The following is a 19,461-nucleotide window of genomic DNA, read 5'->3' on the forward strand; positions in this document are numbered from 1 at the left end:
TTAAATTAAGCTTTTATTAAATTTATCTAATAATTTAGTCAGTTTTTTTAGATCATCATCTGTAAAATCCTCACTGATAATATTTCTGATATCAGTATCTTTAGTACAACTATCAATTTTGTTTTTTGAAGCTTCAGTTATTTCTACATAAATTTCTCTATTGTTTTCTTTATTACGACGCTTATTAATATATCCTGCTTCTTCTAATTTTTTCAAATGTCTAGTTATAGCAGCTGCGTCTATTTCTAAAATCTTAGATAGCTGTTTAGGTGTTGCTACATCAACTTCATATAAGTATTTTATAATTTGAAATCTTGTTAGGCTTATCCCTATTTTTTTCTCAAATATATGAGCAATCTTTCTCTTTAACACTTTCAAATCATGCAATAGATTTACATATTTTCTTACATCCATCCACATAACCTCCTCTTTTATTGACTAGTCAATTATAGATTGCCATTATTATATCTTTTTATCATTGACTTATCAACTATTAACTCTGTAAGGTATTTTCTGACATGTACTGTAAGGTATTTTCTAAAAGAGAAAAACTTTATAAAAATACATTTACAAAGGTTTATTGGTTATATATAATATTTTTATAAGTTAACTATTTTTCAAAAGTAAACTATTTATTAAAAGTTTGACGTCAAAGTTTTTAATAAGTAAGCTTAATATGAATTAAGTTTATCTAAAGTTTAAAATAATACATTATTGAAGTAAAGGAGGAATTTTTATGTTCTCATTTTTAAGAGCTTCAGCACCAAAACCGAGAATTGATAGTTCTCGTACTGATGCTGAATATAAAAAACTTCGATGGCAAGTATTCTCAGGAGTCTTCATTGGATACGCAGCATACTATCTAATTAGAAAAAACTTCTCACTTGCTATCCCTTATTTAATTGATCAATATGGTTACTCTAAAGCTGATTTAGGGAAAGTTTCTCTTGCCCTTTCTTTAGCTTATGGTTTCAGTAAATTCATCATGGGTAACGTTTCAGATAGAAGTAATCCTAAGTACTTTATTACTATTGGTTTAGTTGCCTCTGCTGCTGTCAGCTTAATTTTCGGTCTTGTTCCTGCAGTACTTTCTTCATTAACATTAATGATTTTCTTATCAGCACTTAACGGATGGTTCCAAGGTATGGGATACCCACCTGGTGCTAAAACAATGACTAACTGGTTCTCTGCTTCTGAGCGTGGGGCCTGGTGGAGTTGGTGGAATGTTTCTCACAACCTTGGTGGTGGATTAATCGGTCCTCTTGCACTTTTAGGACTTTCAGTTTTTGGTGCTTGGCAATCATTATTCTACTTACCAGCGACTATTGCTATTATCTTAGCAATTATTATGTTTTATCTAATGAAAGATACTCCAGAGTCTGAAGGTTTACCTCCTGTAGACGAATGGAAAGGTGAAAAAATTGTAGAAAAAGTTGAGTCTGCTCACACATTATCAGCAAAAGATATTTTCTTTAAATACATTATTAACAACAAATTCCTATGGGCTATCGCAGTCGCTAACGTATTCGTATACTTTGTACGTTACGGAATTATCGACTGGGCACCTACTTACTTAAAAGAAGTAAAACACTTCTCTGTTGACAAACAAAGTTGGGCTTACTTCTTATATGAATATGCTGGTATCTTCGGTATGCTAACTAGTGGATACTTAAGTGATAAAGTGTTTAAAGGACACCGTGCTCCTCCTATGTTATTATTCTTAACTGGAGTTCTTGTAGCTGTTTTCATTTACTGGAAAAACCCTCCAGGAAACCCATTAGTAGATAATATCTGTCTTGTAGCTATCGGATTCTTAATCTATGGACCTGTTATGATGATTGGTCTTCAAGCAGCAGACTTAGTTCCACGTGTTGCTACAGGTACTGCAACTGGGCTTACTGGTTTATTCGGTTACCTACTTGGATCAGCAAGCGCTGGTTACGTTATGGGTAAACTTGTTGATGTCTTTGGATGGAATGGTGGTTTCTACGCATTAATTGTTTCTTGCGTATTAGCATTTGTATTCATCTCATTAACACTATTCAAAAAAACATCTAAACAGTTAGAAAATTAATAAATAAATATCTCTATCAGACAAGATTTTTAATCCTCCTTATTCTGATAGAGATATTTTTCTTTTGGTTATAATATAAGGTTATTTTTTAAATATTCCACTAATTCACTTCTTTTTTTAGTATTTGTTTTTTCCATAAGGCGTTTTTTGTATGTATCCACAGTTTTAACACTTAGAAACAATTTCTCTCCAATATCTGTCAGAGTATACCCTTCAACTATATATCTCCCTACCTCTTTTTCTCGTTCACTAAGTTCTATTTCTTTATCTTCTTTAAATAGTTCATAGAAGATTGTAGCATACTTATCATTTAAGTATATTTCATCTTTTACTATAACTTTATCAATTGCTTGCAAGATTTCTTCATGAGCAGTGCTTTTTGTTACGTAACCCGAGGCTCCCAGTCTCAAAGCTTTTTTTATATATGATTTATCTTCATGCATACTTAATATAATTACTTTAGCATCGAGTTTTTTCTCTTTTATAATTTCTAATATATCGTATCCACTCCCGTCAGGCAATGAAATATCACAAATAAATAAATTATATATATTATCTTTAATTTTTTCCAAAAATTCAGTTTTACTTGCACAATCATCAATGACACTGATTTTTTCATCATCTTCTAAAAGTACTTTTATGCCAATTTTTATTAGTTTATGGTCATCAATCAATAATATCTTCATCAGCTTTCTCCTCTATCACTTCAGTCTTAAATTTACAAGTTAGTATTGTAGAATATTTTTTATTATGTAAAACCTTAAACTCCCCTGAAAAATCTAAAATCCTTTCTTGTATTCCATAAATTCCTAATCGTCCTTCTTTTTTAGCCTTCTCTACACGTTCTTTAGTTAATCCAATACCATTATCGGCAATACTCAAGATAATGTAATCTGCATTCCCATAAAGTTTAATCTGTACTTCTGTTGCTCCTGAATGGCGTTTTATATTAGATAACGATTCTTGAATTATACGATAGAGGGTTATATCAAAATTATTATTCTTTCCACCTCTATAGTTTGTATAAAAATCCACTTCGATATTATAAAATTTTTTATAATCTTCTATGTATTTTATAAGCACTTCTTCTAAACTCAATTCTGAACTTGGTGGTCTTAAATTTACTGCAATATTTCTTATGTTTGTTAAACTATTTTCTATCTCTGTTTGTATTAATAGTAATCTATCTTTTTTTCTTTCATCACTTTCTTTTTCTACAAGATTACTCAATAAAAACAACAAGCTTGCTAAAGACTGACTTACCTCGTCATGTAATTCCCTAGAAAGCATTTTTCTTTCTTCTTCTTGAATTCTGAATATTTTGTTTAATAAATAGTTATTTAATTTCTTGTTTTTTCTATTTGACTCAACCATTTTATTAATAGAGCTAACAAGAACATGGAAATCACGGCTATAATTATCTTTTTCTATTTTTTTTCTATAGTCTCCTTCTCTTATAATTTCATCTGTAACTAGAGTTAAATCTTGAACAGGGCGTTCAATCATTTTTGAAATATAGTAAGCAATTATTAACAACATAAGAAATACTATCATATTTAAAAATAATATTCTTAAAAACTGCGTGTATGTTTTAACATAAATATCTTTTGTGTAAAATCCTATCCTTATATATCCGATATTTACATCATCTATAGGAGAAATATATTCTAATAATTCTCCTCTTGAGCTCCCATATCTTTTAAAATTATTTAATTGTTCGGTATTAAATGTTAAAAGTTTCTCTGGAACACCTTTTAAAGTTTTCCCTAATATATTTTTCTCATTATCGTAAATAACTATATATGCTACCTCTTTATTTACTGATGCACTATGAATTTTTTGATATATTTCATAAGTATTTTCTGTTTTTATGTTCTCTGAAATATTTCCTGATAATTGGTAATAAGTTTGAGTTATTCTATCTTTCAATGCACCTTCAAGTATATTTTTATTATTAGCATACGTATATACTAGAACAACACTCAAATATACTGTATAAATTACCACAAAAAATATTATAATTTTATTTTTTATCTTCAACTTATCCATTTTCTAATCCTCGCTTATTAGATTTGGATAATCACTTGCTTTTGTTTCTACATATTTTTCAATCTGAAGTTGAGATAATGTATTCTTTATTGAATTATCCTTGTTTATAGAAAGTAATATATTCTTAATTTTTTCTTTATCTTCATAATTTTTATGACTAACTACTGGACCAGTCGCTACCTCTGGGAATGTCTTTATTACTTTAACATTGTTAGCTACTTCTGGAAAATTGTTTTGTATATATTGTAAAGCCCAGTCATCAATTATAGCTGCCGACGCTGTTCCACTTGCAACTTGGTTTATCGATTCCTCATGGCTATGCGTAAAATAATTACTACTAAAAAATTTATTAACTATTATTCCATTTTTTTTAAAATAGTCATTTAATGCTAAATACCCAGAATAACTATAAGTATCAACAAAAGCAAAACTCATATTTTTTAAATCCTCTATCTCCTTTATACTTGAGTCTTTTTTAGCGATGACTATAGGATGATAATATGCTTTTCCCCTATTTGGTCTAGCTAAAAGTTCTAATGAATCCTTATCTTCATATAATGAATATGCTCCTGTTGATAAAAATGCAATATCTATTTTATTATTTTTCAATAGAATATTTATATCTCTATAACTTTTTTTTTGAATCAATTTAACCTTTTTATTTAGTTTTTCACCGATGTAATTAGCTAATTCTTTCTCCAAGATATAACTCTTATTATCTCCTGCTACCGAAATCAATCCTATTCTCAAGTTTTCATCATCATTATTAGTATTATCAATAGACTCCGTTACATTTGAAAAATCAATATATTCTTCTTGCTTATTTTTCAAAATAAACGGTAGAATTATTAATAGTATAACCGAAATAATTACTACAAAAAAACTTGTAACTATTCTCTTCATTATATTTCACCTCTATTATTATAAAACTTATTATTAGACTAAAAAATATTATCACATAAAAATTTTGTTTATAATATCTTCCTAAGTATATTATTGTATTTTTAAAGCTACATTATAGTATAAAATTTATATTAAATTCCATTTATTAATAGTATAACATTATATTAATATTGAAAAAAGAGAAAATCACTCATTTAAATATAAGCAATTTTCTCTAACTAATCCTATAAATATTTCATCGCTTCTCTTAAACTAAGATTCGCCATTTCACTTCTATTTTTTTCTATGAATTTCCTAACCCATTCTGGATTAACTTTTGAATAATCTCGAAGTGCCCATCCTATAGCTTTATTAATGAAAAATTCACCATCAGATAAATTATCTTCTAGTATTGTTTCTAATAAAAGTTTATCTACATTCTCTTTGAATGATAATTGATGTAAAATAGCTACTCTTCTTAACCAGATATTGTTTTCTTTTTTTGACCATTCTAACATCAAAGTTTTTAATTCCTTGTTACGATTCACAACATCACCAATAATCTTAGATAGTAAATCAACTGTATCCCACCAAGATTTAGTAACTACAAGATACTTTAGCTTTGAAATATCACCTTTTTTTAGAAATTTTTGCATAGCTTTTAAATAATACACTACCGCATATTGAAATTCTCTTTCTTCTTTATTCCAACAAGTTTCAATAAAATTCCAATCTATTTCTTTTGTTTTTCTAGCTGTAGGAAAATACTTCTTAAATAATTCTGTTCTTTTCGGTCCTCTTATACCAAGAAAGTTGAATTTATCCCGCATGTACTTTTCCATTGATTCAGCTAAAAGTTCATTACGATTGTTTTCAAGTTCTGTGATTAAACCTGATAATTTCATATTAAATCTCTACTTCTTATCTTTTATTTTCTAAACTTGCTTTAATGAATCCAGCGAATAATGGGTGTGCTTTTTCTGGACGTGATTTGAATTCTGGGTGGAATTGACCTGCAACGAACCATAGGTGTTCAGGAATCTCTACTATTTCAACAAGTTTTCCATCTGGACTCACACCTGATAATACCATACCTTTTTGAGATAAACGATCACGATAGAAGTTGTTGAATTCGTATCTGTGACGGTGACGCTCAGTAATGTTGATTTCCCCATATTCTCTGTGTGCTACAGATCCTTCTGTTAATGTACAAGGGTAACTTCCTAAACGTAAAGTTCCTCCCATTTCAACAACATTTTCTTGATCTGCTAATAAGTTAATAATTGGGTATGGTGTATTTGGATCTAATTCAGATGAATGTGCTCCAGTTAATCCACATACATTACGTGCAAACTCAACAGCAGCAAGTTGCATACCTAAGCAAATACCGAAGAACGGAACATTGTTTTCACGTGCATATTTAATAGTTGTGATTTTACCTTCTACTCCACGATCACCAAATCCACCAGGAACTAAAATTCCATCTGCATCTTTAAGATATTCATGTACATTTTCTTCTGTAATATCTTCAGATTGGATCCAATCAATTTTTACTTTAGCATTGTGTTTATATCCAGCGTGTTTAAGTGATTCTACGACTGAAATATAAGCATCATGAAGTTCTACATATTTACCTACTAATGCAATCCTTACATTTTCTTTTAAGTTATCTACTCTCTCTACTAATGATAACCATTCAGTCATATCAGCTTCTGGTGCTGTTAAACCAAAGTGATTTAATACGATGTCATCAATTTTTTGAGCTTTAAGATTTACTGGTAATTGATATAAATTACTTACATCGCGACTTTCAATAACATTTTGTTTAGGAATGTCACAGAATAATGAAATTTTAGCACGTAGTTCATCGTTTAGAGCAAGCTCATTTCTCACTACGATAATATCTGGTTGAATACCTAATCCACGTAATTCTTTTACTGATTGTTGAGTTGGTTTAGTTTTCATTTCTCCAGCAGCTTTAATATATGGTAATAATGTACAGTGAATGAAACATACATTATCACGACCTAAATCACTACGGATTTGACGGATAGCTTCTAAGAATGGTAAAGATTCGATATCTCCTGTTGTTCCACCGATTTCAGTAATAACTACGTCTGCATCACTAGATTCTCCTGCTAATAATACACGAGATTTTATTTCGTTAGTTACGTGAGGAATTACTTGAACTGTTCCTCCTAAATAATCTCCACGACGTTCTTTTTCGATAATTGAAGAATAAACACGTCCTGCAGTTACGTTAGAATATTGTCCTAAGTTAACATCGATGAATCTCTCATAATGCCCTAAGTCTAAATCTGTTTCTGCTCCATCTTCTGTAACGAAAACTTCTCCATGTTGATATGGACTCATTGTTCCTGGGTCAACGTTTAAATATGGATCAAACTTTTGTAATGTTACCTTTAATCCTCTATTTTTTAATACACGACCTACTGATGCCGCTACAATCCCTTTTCCTAATGATGAAACTACTCCACCTGTTACAAAAATATACTTTGTCATTGTGTTCTCCTTCTATTAAAAAATAATAAACCCCCTACGAAATTATCGCAGGGGGTGGTTTCTTAAATCACTCTTTAAGAGTGCCCGTATATTATTCTAGCATAACGTAATATTTTTAGCAACTAAAATAATTCGATATATATAATTTTCTTTATGATTGAATATTAAAAGAATTTAAATGAACTAAATGGATAGTATCTTAAGCTTACTTTTCCAATCATCGCTTCTTTTTTAACGAATCCAAAGACACGACTGTCCGTACTGTGTTGTCTATTATCTCCAAGTACGAAGTATGTCCCTTCAGGTACTGTCTTAGATTTTGTACTGCTTAAAAATTCAATATTAAAATCTGGTGTAAATGGTGCTGTACCAGAAGCCTTAGCCTCTTTTATTTTTTGAGCTAAGTATGGCTCATCTACTTTTTGACCATTTACATATAATACATCGTTTCTGTACTCAATTGTGTCTCCAGGAACTCCAATTATACGTTTAATATAATCATCAGTTTCATTGGCGTGGAAAACAACTTCATCTCCACGTTCAAAGTTTTTACTAAATTTATTAACGAAAACTTTATCGTTATCAGCAAATGTGTAGTCCATTGAGTGACCTTTTACTGTAAAAGGTGCAATAACATAAGTGCTTAGAACAAGATAAATAGCTATCGAAACTACTACAACTACTATCCATTCCATAATTTCTCTTAAAATTTTCACTGGTATATCCCTCTTTTATTTTATTTATGATTAATAATTCTATCATATATCAAAAGAAAAATCAAAAATAATTCTTTTATATATACTATTGTTATTATAATTAATAACTCTAGTATGATTTTAGACTTCTATATAGAAATATATCATTTATGTTATATTAAATCTACTCATCTCACCTATTTTACAGTCTTACCTATTTGAGACTAATCCAAAAGACCTAAAATTTAACAAAGTTCATATAAAAACTCATAGACGCAGTGATTTATCGATATCTAAATTCGCTTTACAAAAGCTTTTTAGATATTTACTAAACTTTGCGGGGATGATTCGACAAAATTTTGTTTCTCCGAAATCTCAATTTTTGAGTCACTCACTTGAAAGTACTTTTATTGAATTATTTTACCATTATGCTATAATTATTTATACGGGAGTCTGTGAACAGTCTGAGAGGAAATATCAATATTTCGACCGCACCTGATCTGGATAATGCCAGCGTAGGTACACTTAGCTTAAAGACAAAACTTAGACCCCCCCTTATATTGTAAGGAGGTTTTTTATTTTGATAAATTGCAGTATTGCATTACAAATTCTTCCACTTGATAATCATGATGGGAGATTAAAGATTATAGATAAAGTTATCTATTTTCTACAAAATAAACATTCTAATTTAAAGGTAACTCCATTCGAAACGGTCATTGAAGGAGAATTCAATGATTTAATGGATACATTAAAAGAATGTTTAGTCCTAGCGGGTGAGGACAGCAAAAATATTTTTGCAAATGTGAAAATTAACTACGGAGACGTTTTAACTATTGATGAGAAAATTAGTAAATTTAATTAACAAATACGCTGCAACTATTTCTATGTTGTGCTTAATCATAATTTGGCAAGGTGCTGGAAACCTTGGTTTATTACCTAAATACATTATTCCAACACCCATTGAAATAGTAAAAGCATTTATAAAAAACTATCAACTATTAATTTTTCACAGCAAAATCACCCTACTCGAAGCTATAATAGGATTATTTCTAGGAATAGTCATAGCTTGGCTTCTTGCTTTAATTATGGATAGTATACCAATATTTAATAAGACAATTTATCCACTTTTAGTACTAACTCAAACTATTCCAACTATAGCCATAGCCCCTATCCTTGTTCTTTGGCTTGGATACGGACTAACTCCAAAGATTGTATTGATTGTTTTAACGACAACATTCCCAATAGTTGTTAGTATTCTAGATGGATTTAGAAACTGTGATAAAGATATGATCACTCTTTTACGTCTTATGAATGCGAGTAAATTCCAAATACTTTGGCATGTTAAAATTCCTACTAGTCTTAGTTATTTCTACGCAGGACTTAGAGTCAGCGTCTCTTATGCATTTATCGCTGCAGTAGTAGCTGAATGGCTTGGAGGATTTGAAGGACTTGGAGTATACATGATTAAAGCAAAAAAACTTTTTGAATATGATACTATGTTTGCAATTATCATATTAGTATCAGTCATCAGTTTACTAAGTATTGAACTTGTTAAACTAAGTGAGAAAAAATTTATTAAATGGAAATATATAGGAGAAAATCATGAAAAAGATATTAACTAGCATTTTTGCATTTATCTTAGCAATTTCATTAACTGCATGTAGTACAGTAAATAAAAATGCAGAGAAAAAAGAACTTAAGAAAGTTGACTTCGTTCTTGACTGGGCGATTAATACTAACCACACTGGTCTATATGTAGCGAAGGAAAAAGGATACTTTGCTGAAGAAGGTATCGATCTTGATATTAAACCAGCACCTGAAGACAGTACTTCTGATTTAATTATTAACAATAAAGCACCTTTTGGAATTTATTACCAAGACTCAATGGCTAACAAACTTTCTAAAGGAGCAGGAATCACTGCTGTAGCTGCTATTATCGAACATAACACATCTGGTATTATTTCGCTTAAGAAAAACAATATTAAAGAACCTAAAGACCTTGAAGGTAAAAAATATGGAACTTGGAATGATCCAGTAGAATTAGCAATGGTTAAATCATTAATTCAAAAACAAGGTGGAGATGCTAATAAGTTAAACTTAGCTCCAAATACAGATACTAACTCTGTTACTCCATTAGAAAATGGTCTTTTCGATGCTGCTTGGATTTACTATGCTTGGGATGGTAAATTAGCAGAAAGTATGAAATTAGACATTAACTACTTCTACTTAAAAGATTTCAATAAAGACTTAGACTACTATTCTCCAGTAATTATTGCAAATAATGATTACTTAAAAGAAAATAAAGAAGAAGCTAAAAAAGTTCTTAAAGCTATTAAGAAAGGATATGTCTACGCTATAGAACATCCTGAAGAAGCTGCAGAGATTTTAATTAAAAATGCTCCAGAATTAAAAGATAAAAAAGATTTCATCGTTGAATCTCAAAAATATTTATCTAAACAATATGCATCAAACAAAGATCACTGGGGTGAATTCGACGCTAACAGATGGAATGCATTCTACCGTTGGGTTAACGACAACAAAATCACTGAAAAACCTCTTGCAGAAAACACTGGATTCAGCAATGACTTTATAAAATAATGAATATATTATCAATAAAAAACTTATCTTTCAATTATCCGAACAATAAAATATTACATGATATAAATATTTACGTCGATAAAGGTGAAGTCGTATCTATACTCGGCGGTAGTGGTGTTGGTAAAACTACACTTTTCAATATTATCGCAGGTATCAATCCTCTTCAAAGTGGTGAGATATCTATAAAAGGTAACACAGACTATAAAGGTCGTGTAAGTTATATGCTTCAAAAAGATTTATTACTAGAGCATAAGACTATTATTCAAAATATAACACTTCCACTTCTAATAAGAAAAGTCAGTAAAAAAGAAGCTGAAGAAGAAGCAATAAAAAGTCTAAAATTATTTAATCTTTATGAATATAAAGATAAATATCCTAGTGAATTAAGTGGAGGTATGCGTCAAAGAATCGCACTACTTCGTACATATATGTTTAAAGAAGAACTATTCTTATTAGATGAACCATTCAGTGCACTCGATGCAATTACTAAAATTTCACTACACTCTTGGTATTTAGAAATTAAGAATAAACTTGACTTAACTACTCTACTTATTACCCACGATATTGATGAAGCTATCGATCTTAGTGATAGAATTTATATCATAAAAAACAAACCTGGTGAAATAGTATCAGAAATTAAAATAAATCTTGATATAGAAAATCAAGATGAGCAAAAATTAAAATATAAAAAAGAAATACTTAATATACTTGGACTCTAAAAACAAATCCCTAGTGTGAATTATCACACTAGGGTTTCTTCTATATCTTTACTACTTATATATACTATACTTTTTATTTATTAAGTAAATTAGAAATGAAGGAACAATTGCAAAGAGCATAAGCTTATAACCAAATACTTCTAAAGCAAGAAGTATAGGAGCAATGTAAGTTTTCGTTGCTGCTGAGAATACAAGACAATACCCTAGAGCTGCTGTTACTAAAATAGGTAATCCTAAATAAGTTCCTAAAATCACTCCACATGTAGCTCCTATCGCAAATAGTGGCGTAACTTCTCCACCACTAAAACCAATACCTGTACAAATCGCTGTTAAAACAATCTTCAATATAAAATCATAAATTTGAATTTGTTCAAAGTTTGTGAAAGAAAAGCCAATTAAATTTGTTCCTAACGAAGCATACCTATATTCAAAAATAAAACTAACTAGAATAAAAACAATCAAAAGAATCCAACTGATTTTCTCATTTAAAACTACCACTTCTTTAATTTTTCTTTGAATAACAACAAAGAAGATCCCTACAAATACAAAAACAATACCAATTAAAATAAGTTTGAATATAAATTCTAAATTTATATTTACCTTACTTACATCTATTTCTACAAAGAACTTCTCTAAACCTAACTTATGGGAAACAAAGGCGCTAATATATGCTCCGATTATATATATTATATACTCATATACCTTATTCACTGTAAAATAAAATTTTTCATTAACAACTTCTAAAATAAATACTACTGCAGCAAGTGGTGTTTGAAATAATCCTGCAAAACCACAAATCATTCCTAATTTAACAAAAAATTGTTTCTTCTCCTTACTGAAATCTCCTCCAGTAAGATTACCTCCGATAGCTCCACCTAATTGTACAGCAACTCCTTCACGTCCAACACTTACTCCAAATCCATGTGCTAATAAGGTATTCAACGTTAGTATAAAAGGAAAGCTCCATGTTACTTTATCTTTATTACCAGTTGCAGCTTCTATAAAATATTTCATTCCTATCGTATTAGTTTTTAAATACTTATTACTAAATTTTGTGAAAATTAAAATTAAAGGTGTTAATACTATCAAATACTTATAGTAACCACTTGTTATCTCTATTAATTTTAATAGTATCTGCCCAAATACCGAACAACAAACAGCTATTAATAATATTAAACTTACTAATCTTATATAATAATTTTTAACCATACTATTTTTGATTTTTTCCTCCTTGTATTAAATAATAATAGGAGCGACTTTAGACTTATGATTCATAAAAAATCATTTTTATAAAGTCACTCCCATACATCCTTTTTTATAATTTGTTTTTAAACGATAATCTCGTTTTCTTCGGTTGATCATAACTGAATCCTTCACCAATAATATCATGAACTTCGGTGATTGTTACAAACGCCCGTGGGTCAATATTATAAACGATAGATTTCACTTTCCCTATCTCATTTCTAGAGACTACACAATATCCTATATTTAAATCTTTCTTAGAATAACTTCCCTGACCTTTAATATATGTCAAACCTCGATTCATATCATCTTGAATTCGTTTAGTTATTAATTCAATCTCTGATGAAACAATCATTACTCCTTTTCCAGGAACACCACCTTCAACAACATAGTCAATCATCTTAGTACATATGAAAATATAAATTAATGTATATAATATCGCAGGAAAACTTTTAACTACTACAAATGTTAAAGCTATAATTACTCCATCGAGAACTTGAATTATTCTACCGATTGAACTTCCTGTATAAAGTTGAATAATCTTAGCTACGATATCTACTCCCCCGGTTGTTCCACCTGCTAAAAAGACTATTCCAAGACCAATACCAGCAAGTATCCCCCCAAAAACAGAAGCAAGTAGTCTATCCCCTCCTATATCAATAGCGATATTATATTTTTCAAATACTCCTATCCAAAAAGTTAGCATAAAAATACCATATACAGTATATAACATAGTTTTCTTATCTAACATTTTATAACCGATTACTAATAAAGGAATATTCACCAAAATTGTCCCAACAGAAACCGGTAGTCCAATTGCATATAATAATAACAGCGCTATCCCTGTTCCTCCACCTTCTGCAAGTTTGTTTGGAACATTAAAATGCATAATCGCAAAAGAATAAATTGCACATCCCAAAGAGATAATAAGCAGTTCTTTTATGATCTTCATTAAATTTAAATTTTTAAAATTCTTTTCCATAGTGCACCTCCCAAAATTCAACTGTACCCTAATTATAACAGTTTCTTTCAGGATAAACAACACCGTACTTATATAAATTTTCTAACTTTAATTATTATAAATTTTATATTTTCTTAGACATTATTTCAAATTTGTACTATAATTATAATATCAATATTGGAGGTTGACTTTTAAAATGAATAAAAACTTCATACCAAATTATCTTACCTTATGTAATATATTTTGTGGATTCATGTCAATTTTGACTACATCACACGGATATTTCATTTGGGGAACTGTCTTTATTATATTAGCCATGCTTGCAGATAGATACGATGGTATCGTTGCAAGAAAACTTGGTGTTGTTTCTGAAATTGGTCACGATTTAGATTCATTATGTGACGTAGTTAGTTTTGGAGTTGCACCAGCTATGCTTGTTTTTGAAATATTTGTTACTACTGAAAAACCATCAGCTATTCTAACAACAATAGTTGCAATAATTTGCGGAGTATACGTATGTTGTGGTGCTTATCGTCTAGCCAGATTCAACGTTACAAAAATGAAAAATGGATACTACCAAGGTGTTCCTATCACAACTTGTGGAACAATTCTTGCGATTATCGCACCGATAAAATTACCAAGCATTGCTACGCTAATCTTAGTAATATTATGTTCTTATCTAATGGTAAGCAATTTAAAGATTAAGAAAATATAGAAATAAGGTTGTAATTGTTTTTTAACTAATTACAACCTTCTTTGAGTTAGATCGATTATTTGTATGAATTCAAGATTATTATACACTATAATTGATTTACTTTTACCCTCATATCAGTTTAATTACAGTATATTACTTTTTTTTTTCTAAAATTTATTATATAATCGTATAAGTAATTTTGAAAATAAACATATTAAAAAGGAGATTTCAAGATGATATTTACTGAAATTAATAGTGAGGAACTCCAACAATTTCAAAAAGAAAATAACCACCGTTATTTTTTCCCTCAGTCAGCTGAATATAATTTCATGACAAATAATAGCAATAATAATTTAAAAACTAAAATTTTAGCAGTTAAAGAAAATAATAAAATCTTAGCTTATGGAACTTTCATTTATTTTCAGTATAAGAAATTCTTTTATAAGGTGACTGCTCAATTTGGTCCAATTATGAATTATTCAAATATTGAACTAGTAAAATTCTATATGACAGAATTAAAAAAATACTTTGCTAAAGATCTTCGCGTGCTTTCTGTAAGGGTGAATCCTTTTGTAAACGAGAAATATTTCAAAGATATTGAATATATTACTGAAAATCAAGATGCTAAAAAAGTCGCAAAAATTTTGAATGATTTAAATTACATCCCTATGAATGCTGACTTGTTTAGAAATCCAACATTACCTCCCCGTTGTATATTTTCTAAGTCATTAGATGAAAACATAACAGAATATAATTTATTAAAAAATATATCTCAAATTGCTCGTTATACTATAAATAGAACTATTAAAGAAGGTGTATTAGTACGAGAAATAGATATTTTTAATGAGAATGATGCTAAAATTTTTGACGAAATAAATCGTGCCACAGAAAATAGAATTAATTTTGAAATTCGTGACAATACATACTTTAAATCACTTAAAAATAATATTGGTGAAAAAGCACGTTATCTTATTTCTTACATTGATTGCGATCAATTTATTAAAACTACTACAGAAACAATAGCTACTCTTGAAAAAGAACGAGATGACTTAAAAGAAAAACTAGATCAAGGTAAAGTTAACGCTAAAAAGGCAACGAATCGTCTAAAGGAATTTGATGAAAATATTGGAATTTGGTATAAAAAAATTGAAAAAATAAAAGAACTAAAATCAGAAAATGGAAATATTATTAATTTATCATGTGCAAGTTTCATCGAATCAGGACAAGATTTAATATACTTCACTAGTGGAGCAATCAGTAAGTTCCATCGTTATGAAGGACCATATGCTATATTATTCCATATGATGAAATATGCAATAAATAATAACTTTAAATATTTCAATTTCTTCGGTACCTCAAAAGATTTCACTTCTGAAACAGCAAGTGACTACGGTGTTCTTCAATTTAAACGTAATTTCAATGGTAATATAGAATACTTTATGGATAATTACGAATTTCGTAACGCTCTTGGAAAAATTTGGAAAATATAAAAGGAATCGGGTTGCATGCCCAATTCCTTTTTTTATTTATTCTGATTTATTAGCAACTTTTTTCGTAGCTTTTTTTGGTTTCTCTTTTTTTTGTGGTTTATTATTTTCTGGATACATTACTTTATCAACTAATCCATATTCACATGCTTCTTCAGCAGTTAAGTAGTTATCACGTTCTGTATCACGTTCAATAGCTTTAATAGTTTGTCCAGTTCTGTCCGCTAAAATTTTATTTAATTTTTCACGAGTTCTTAAAATATGTTTAGCTGCTATTTCAATTTCAGTTGCTTGACCTTGCGCTCCACCTAAGGGTTGGTGAATCATCACTTCTGCATTTGGAAGTGCATAACGTTTACCAATAGTTCCTGCTGCAAGTAAGAATGCTCCCATACTAGCCGCCATACCCATACAAATAGTTACAACATCACATTTAATATGTTGCATAGTATCATAAATTGCAAATCCAGCCGTTACACTTCCCCCTGGTGAATTTATGTAAAAGTAGATATCCTTTTCACTATCTTGTGCTTCTAAAAATAAAAGTTGACTTGTTATTGAATTAGCTACTTGATCATTAACATCTGATCCTAAAATAATGATTCTATCTTTTAATAATCTTGAATAAATATCATAAGCTCTTTCTCCTTGAGAAGTTTGCTCAATTACTGTAGGAATTAAATTCATTTTCTTACCTCCTAATTTTCTTTTTCACTTGTTATTATATATCAAATATGGTCAATTATCAACTTATTTCCCCTTTTTAAACTTCCTTTATTATGGGGTTGACCCAAACGACAAAGTTCATATGAGAACTCATAGACGCAGTGGTTCATTGATATCTAAATTCGCTTTATAAAAGCTTTTTAGATATCTAATAAACTGTGCGGGGGTGACTCGACAAAATCGATTTTGATATGTACCCCTTTTACTGGACAAACCAGTGAAAGGGGTATTTTTATGCGTTATAGTTTTGAATTTAAAGTAAAATGTGTTGAGATGTATGAAAGAGGGGAATATCCAGAAACACCGAATGGAATAACTACTAGAAAATTTAAAGATACTATTAGAAAATGGAAAAGAATGGTTGATTCGTTAGGAGTAGGTGTCTTGCGACATAAAACAAAAAATAAGAAGTGGAATTCAGAAGAAAAACTAGTATTAGTTTCTAAAATTTTAGCTGGTTATTCATATAATTCCGTTGCACTAGACAATGGAATTAACTATAGGACACTGTATAAATGGGTTCAAAAATATAAAGAAAAAGGTTATAATGGACTTGTAGATGAGAAGAAAGGAAGACCAAGAAAGGTACCTATCATGAAAGAAAATAGTAGTCCTAAACCATTAAAAGAGTCAGAAAGAGAAGAATTAATTAGATTACGTGCAGAAAATAAATTTATAAAAGCGGAAATCGAAAATATTAAAGCGGAAAAAGAAATAATAAAAAAATTAATAGCCTTGAGGCGAGAAAAATGGGCTGCGCAACTCAAGGCGAAAAAGCAGCAATCATCAAAGAACTTAGAAAAAAAGGATATCAATTAAAATGCCTTTTACAAGAAATAGGAATGGCAAAATCAACGTATTATTATTTAGTAAATAAGGAAGAAGTAGGTGTTGAGGCTATTCGTAATGAACCAGTGTTAAAAGAAATTAAAATTATTTTTACCGAAAATAAAGGACTATATGGTGTCCGTAGAGTTCACAATGAACTAATTAATAGAGGTTTTAAAGTAAATCATAAACGAGTACAAAGTCTTATGCATAAAGAAGGATTGAAAGGGAAAACTCCTAAAGAAAGATACCATTCATATAAGGGAACAGTAGGAAAAGTCGCTAATAATATAATAAATCGAGATTTTAGTACGACTGCTCCTTTACAGAAATGGACTACAGATGTATCACAATTCAATTTTTCATGGGGAAAGTGCTATTTTTCAGCGATTCTAGATATGCATACAAATGAAATAATATCATATGATTTATCTTTACATCCAAATTTAGATCAGATAAAAAGGATGTTAGAACAAGCATTTAATAAATTTCCAAATACAGAAGGATTAATTATGCATTCTGATCAAGGGTGGCAGTATCAACATTCACACTATAGAAGTGAGTTAAAAAAACATGGAATCATTCAATCGATGTCTAGAAAGGGAAATTGTTATGATAATAGTATCATGGAATCACTTTTTGGAAGAATGAAGACGGAGATATATTATGGTTATGAAAAGGTTTATATGTCATTTGAAGAGTTTAGTAAAGCTGTATCTGAATATATAAATTATTACAACAACAAGAGAATTCAATCAAAAACAAAATGGATGCCTCCTGTACAATACAGGATAACATCCACTTGTCTAAACTAAATATATATGTGTCCAGAATTTTGGGTACACATCATTTCTACGAAATCACGATTTTTGAGTCACTCCCAAAAATACGACTCGAAAACCTGTGTTTTCAAGCCGTATTTACTTTGTTATTATAGTCTATATGAATGTTCTTTAAAATTACCTACAATAGTATTAACTGCAGTTACTGTAATAAATGCTTCTGGACAATTTTTCGCTACTAATTGTCTTAAAAGATGCATCTCATTTTGTTGAATAACTACGATAATCATTCTTTTTTTCTTATGAGAATATCCACCTTCAACATCCATTATTGTAGAACCTCTATGCAGTGTAGTGTTTATTAGTTCCACCATTTTTTCTGGATTACTACAAATTATTGTACATTGTATATATGCTGAAAAGAATTTTTGAACACCTTTCATCGTCTGATTACGTACAAAACTCATTACAAGTGCATACATTACATATTTAATATCAAAAAATATCCACACTATTGTATATATTGTTATATCTTGTATTAAAAAAACTGTTGGTAGATTATATTTAAACTGCTTAGTAATAAACTTACCTGTTATATCCGTTCCACCCGTTGAAGCTCCAGCAACCAACAGACAACACATAGCTAATCCCGAAATAATTCCACAGAAGATTGCGGCTACAAGAGAATCTCCAAGGTTAACAGGAGTTATTATCTTAGGTAAATTGTTAATTAAAAAAGATGAGATACTAATTACTAATCCTGTTAGTATTACAAATTTTCTCCCAATATATTTATAGCCTAAATAAAATAATGGGACATTTAAAACAAATTGTGCAGTCCCTATTTTTATCCCAGTTATTTTATTAATTACTAAACTTAATCCTAATGCACCACCCGCACCAATATTATTAACAGGTATTAACAACCCAGCATAAATTGAGAATAATACTGTTCCTAGTATTATTAGAAATATATCTTTTGATTGTTTATGTTGATCAGTCGTATAAATCGTATCCGATAATTTCATGTTATCCTTATCCTTTATTTTTTATCCACTATATATTTTAATACAAATTAAATTTTAAAACAATTAAAAATCAACTATCTCACATGAAATATTAATAAATAATTCATTTTATCAACATTTTGTGTTAAAATTTAAGTAATAGATTTTTCTAATTATTAAAAAATTGAGAATTT

The 19,461-nt window shown here is 29.4% G+C and carries 20 protein-coding genes; 9 read left to right on the plus strand and 11 right to left on the minus strand.

The window, feature by feature from the left end:
* Window positions 1-414: a MarR family winged helix-turn-helix transcriptional regulator gene (locus FOC48_RS06205; RefSeq protein WP_003147150.1), complete on the minus strand. Its 414-nt coding sequence runs from the start codon at window positions 412-414 to the stop codon at window positions 1-3.
* 322 nt (window positions 415-736) lie between these two features.
* Between FOC48_RS06205 and pgtP the strand changes: the two genes are divergently transcribed.
* Window positions 737-2,074: a phosphoglycerate transporter protein PgtP gene (gene pgtP, locus FOC48_RS06210; RefSeq protein WP_003147151.1), complete on the plus strand. Its 1,338-nt coding sequence runs from the start codon at window positions 737-739 to the stop codon at window positions 2,072-2,074.
* 68 nt (window positions 2,075-2,142) lie between these two features.
* Here pgtP and FOC48_RS06215 read toward each other — a convergent pair whose 3' ends face one another.
* From FOC48_RS06215 to lepB, 6 genes are all read right to left on the minus strand, one after another.
* Window positions 2,143-2,760 (minus strand): response regulator transcription factor, encoded by a 618-nt coding sequence (locus FOC48_RS06215; protein WP_003147152.1) that lies wholly within the window; start codon window positions 2,758-2,760, stop codon window positions 2,143-2,145.
* Window positions 2,741-4,123 (minus strand): sensor histidine kinase, encoded by a 1,383-nt coding sequence (locus FOC48_RS06220; RefSeq protein ID WP_003147153.1) that lies wholly within the window; start codon window positions 4,121-4,123, stop codon window positions 2,741-2,743. The genes FOC48_RS06215 and FOC48_RS06220 overlap by 20 nt, the downstream gene beginning before the upstream one ends.
* Window positions 4,124-4,126: 3 nt before the next feature.
* A complete protein-coding gene (gene phnD, locus FOC48_RS06225) occupies window positions 4,127-5,026 on the minus strand; it encodes a phosphate/phosphite/phosphonate ABC transporter substrate-binding protein (protein WP_003147154.1) in 900 nt (299 codons plus the stop codon).
* Window positions 5,027-5,250: 224 nt separating this feature from the next.
* The gene (locus FOC48_RS06230; protein ID WP_003147155.1) at window positions 5,251-5,910 is read right to left on the minus strand and encodes a DNA alkylation repair protein; all 660 of its coding nucleotides are present in this window, start codon (window positions 5,908-5,910) and stop codon (window positions 5,251-5,253) included.
* A gap of 16 nt (window positions 5,911-5,926) precedes the next feature.
* Entirely contained in the window at window positions 5,927-7,528 is a 1,602-nt protein-coding gene (locus FOC48_RS06235; protein ID WP_003147156.1) for a CTP synthase, read from the minus strand.
* 164 nt (window positions 7,529-7,692) lie between these two features.
* Window positions 7,693-8,244, minus strand: a complete 552-nt coding sequence (gene lepB, locus FOC48_RS06240) for a signal peptidase I (RefSeq protein WP_003147157.1) — start codon at window positions 8,242-8,244, stop codon at window positions 7,693-7,695.
* A 559-nt stretch (window positions 8,245-8,803) separates the two neighbouring features.
* On the opposite strand from lepB, the gene FOC48_RS06245 reads away from it, so the two are divergent.
* Genes FOC48_RS06245 through FOC48_RS06260 form a run of 4 tightly spaced genes read left to right on the plus strand, consistent with a single transcriptional unit; the run spans window position 8,804 to window position 11,540 of the window.
* Window positions 8,804-9,085 carry a thiamine-binding protein gene (locus tag FOC48_RS06245; RefSeq protein WP_003147158.1) on the plus strand — a complete coding sequence of 94 codons (282 nt, stop codon included), beginning with the start codon at window positions 8,804-8,806 and terminating at the stop codon, window positions 9,083-9,085.
* Window positions 9,060-9,845: an ABC transporter permease gene (locus FOC48_RS06250; RefSeq protein WP_003147160.1), complete on the plus strand. Its 786-nt coding sequence runs from the start codon at window positions 9,060-9,062 to the stop codon at window positions 9,843-9,845. The genes FOC48_RS06245 and FOC48_RS06250 overlap by 26 nt, the downstream gene beginning before the upstream one ends.
* Window positions 9,826-10,821 carry an ABC transporter substrate-binding protein gene (locus FOC48_RS06255; protein ID WP_003147161.1) on the plus strand — a complete coding sequence of 332 codons (996 nt, stop codon included), beginning with the start codon at window positions 9,826-9,828 and terminating at the stop codon, window positions 10,819-10,821. Before FOC48_RS06250 ends, FOC48_RS06255 begins: the two co-directional genes overlap by 20 nt.
* On the plus strand, window positions 10,821-11,540 hold the full coding sequence (locus FOC48_RS06260; protein WP_003147162.1) for an ABC transporter ATP-binding protein: 720 nt from the start codon (window positions 10,821-10,823) through the stop codon (window positions 11,538-11,540). Before FOC48_RS06255 ends, FOC48_RS06260 begins: the two co-directional genes overlap by 1 nt.
* Before the next feature lie 51 nt (window positions 11,541-11,591).
* Here FOC48_RS06260 and FOC48_RS06265 read toward each other — a convergent pair whose 3' ends face one another.
* Window positions 11,592-12,749 (minus strand): chloride channel protein, encoded by a 1,158-nt coding sequence (locus tag FOC48_RS06265; protein WP_003147163.1) that lies wholly within the window; start codon window positions 12,747-12,749, stop codon window positions 11,592-11,594.
* 106 nt (window positions 12,750-12,855) lie between these two features.
* A complete protein-coding gene (locus FOC48_RS06270; RefSeq protein ID WP_003147164.1) occupies window positions 12,856-13,764 on the minus strand; it encodes a YitT family protein in 909 nt (302 codons plus the stop codon).
* A 175-nt stretch (window positions 13,765-13,939) separates the two neighbouring features.
* Between FOC48_RS06270 and pssA the strand changes: the two genes are divergently transcribed.
* A complete protein-coding gene (gene pssA, locus FOC48_RS06275; protein WP_003147165.1) occupies window positions 13,940-14,458 on the plus strand; it encodes a CDP-diacylglycerol--serine O-phosphatidyltransferase in 519 nt (172 codons plus the stop codon).
* A gap of 212 nt (window positions 14,459-14,670) precedes the next feature.
* Window positions 14,671-15,927 carry a peptidoglycan bridge formation glycyltransferase FemA/FemB family protein gene (locus tag FOC48_RS06280; RefSeq protein ID WP_003147166.1) on the plus strand — a complete coding sequence of 419 codons (1,257 nt, stop codon included), beginning with the start codon at window positions 14,671-14,673 and terminating at the stop codon, window positions 15,925-15,927.
* Between the two features lie 36 nt (window positions 15,928-15,963).
* Here the strand turns inward: FOC48_RS06280 and clpP are convergent, their stop codons facing one another.
* The gene (clpP, locus tag FOC48_RS06285; RefSeq protein WP_003147167.1) at window positions 15,964-16,611 is read right to left on the minus strand and encodes an ATP-dependent Clp endopeptidase proteolytic subunit ClpP; all 648 of its coding nucleotides are present in this window, start codon (window positions 16,609-16,611) and stop codon (window positions 15,964-15,966) included.
* Between the two features lie 273 nt (window positions 16,612-16,884).
* Here clpP and FOC48_RS06290 point away from each other — a divergent pair, with 273 nt between their 5' ends.
* Window positions 16,885-17,469 (plus strand): helix-turn-helix domain-containing protein, encoded by a 585-nt coding sequence (locus tag FOC48_RS06290; protein ID WP_172497806.1) that lies wholly within the window; start codon window positions 16,885-16,887, stop codon window positions 17,467-17,469.
* Complete coding sequence (locus FOC48_RS06295; RefSeq protein WP_172497895.1) at window positions 17,400-18,293, plus strand: IS3 family transposase; 894 nt, start codon at window positions 17,400-17,402, stop codon at window positions 18,291-18,293. The genes FOC48_RS06290 and FOC48_RS06295 overlap by 70 nt, the downstream gene beginning before the upstream one ends.
* Window positions 18,294-18,409: 116 nt before the next feature.
* Here FOC48_RS06295 and FOC48_RS06300 read toward each other — a convergent pair whose 3' ends face one another.
* Entirely contained in the window at window positions 18,410-19,288 is an 879-nt protein-coding gene (locus FOC48_RS06300; RefSeq protein WP_003147170.1) for a YitT family protein, read from the minus strand.
* Window positions 19,289-19,461: the final 173 nt, after the last annotated feature.

It is taken from the genome of Gemella haemolysans (assembly GCF_012273215.1).
Classification (GTDB): Bacteria; Bacillota; Bacilli; order Staphylococcales; family Gemellaceae; genus Gemella; species Gemella haemolysans_A.

Excerpts from the sequence above, each read along its gene's own strand:
- phnD (WP_003147154.1), bottom strand. The coding sequence starts at position 5,026 with ATGAAGAGAATAGTTACAAGTTTTTTTGTAGTAATTATTTCGGTTATA.
- FOC48_RS06295 (WP_172497895.1), top strand. The coding sequence starts at position 17,400 with ATGGGCTGCGCAACTCAAGGCGAAAAAGCAGCAATCATCAAAGAACTT.
- FOC48_RS06220 (WP_003147153.1), bottom strand. The coding sequence starts at position 4,123 with ATGGATAAGTTGAAGATAAAAAATAAAATTATAATATTTTTTGTGGTA.
- FOC48_RS06280 (WP_003147166.1), top strand. The coding sequence starts at position 14,671 with ATGATATTTACTGAAATTAATAGTGAGGAACTCCAACAATTTCAAAAA.
- pgtP (WP_003147151.1), top strand. The coding sequence starts at position 737 with ATGTTCTCATTTTTAAGAGCTTCAGCACCAAAACCGAGAATTGATAGT.
- FOC48_RS06255 (WP_003147161.1), top strand. The coding sequence starts at position 9,826 with ATGAAAAAGATATTAACTAGCATTTTTGCATTTATCTTAGCAATTTCA.
- FOC48_RS06260 (WP_003147162.1), top strand. The coding sequence starts at position 10,821 with ATGAATATATTATCAATAAAAAACTTATCTTTCAATTATCCGAACAAT.
- FOC48_RS06270 (WP_003147164.1), bottom strand. The coding sequence starts at position 13,764 with ATGGAAAAGAATTTTAAAAATTTAAATTTAATGAAGATCATAAAAGAA.
- FOC48_RS06230 (WP_003147155.1), bottom strand. The coding sequence starts at position 5,910 with ATGAAATTATCAGGTTTAATCACAGAACTTGAAAACAATCGTAATGAA.
- FOC48_RS06250 (WP_003147160.1), top strand. The coding sequence starts at position 9,060 with ATGAGAAAATTAGTAAATTTAATTAACAAATACGCTGCAACTATTTCT.
- FOC48_RS06290 (WP_172497806.1), top strand. The coding sequence starts at position 16,885 with ATGCGTTATAGTTTTGAATTTAAAGTAAAATGTGTTGAGATGTATGAA.
- clpP (WP_003147167.1), bottom strand. The coding sequence starts at position 16,611 with ATGAATTTAATTCCTACAGTAATTGAGCAAACTTCTCAAGGAGAAAGA.
- pssA (WP_003147165.1), top strand. The coding sequence starts at position 13,940 with ATGAATAAAAACTTCATACCAAATTATCTTACCTTATGTAATATATTT.
- FOC48_RS06215 (WP_003147152.1), bottom strand. The coding sequence starts at position 2,760 with ATGAAGATATTATTGATTGATGACCATAAACTAATAAAAATTGGCATA.
- FOC48_RS06205 (WP_003147150.1), bottom strand. The coding sequence starts at position 414 with ATGGATGTAAGAAAATATGTAAATCTATTGCATGATTTGAAAGTGTTA.
- FOC48_RS06265 (WP_003147163.1), bottom strand. The coding sequence starts at position 12,749 with ATGGTTAAAAATTATTATATAAGATTAGTAAGTTTAATATTATTAATA.
- FOC48_RS06235 (WP_003147156.1), bottom strand. The coding sequence starts at position 7,528 with ATGACAAAGTATATTTTTGTAACAGGTGGAGTAGTTTCATCATTAGGA.
- FOC48_RS06300 (WP_003147170.1), bottom strand. The coding sequence starts at position 19,288 with ATGAAATTATCGGATACGATTTATACGACTGATCAACATAAACAATCA.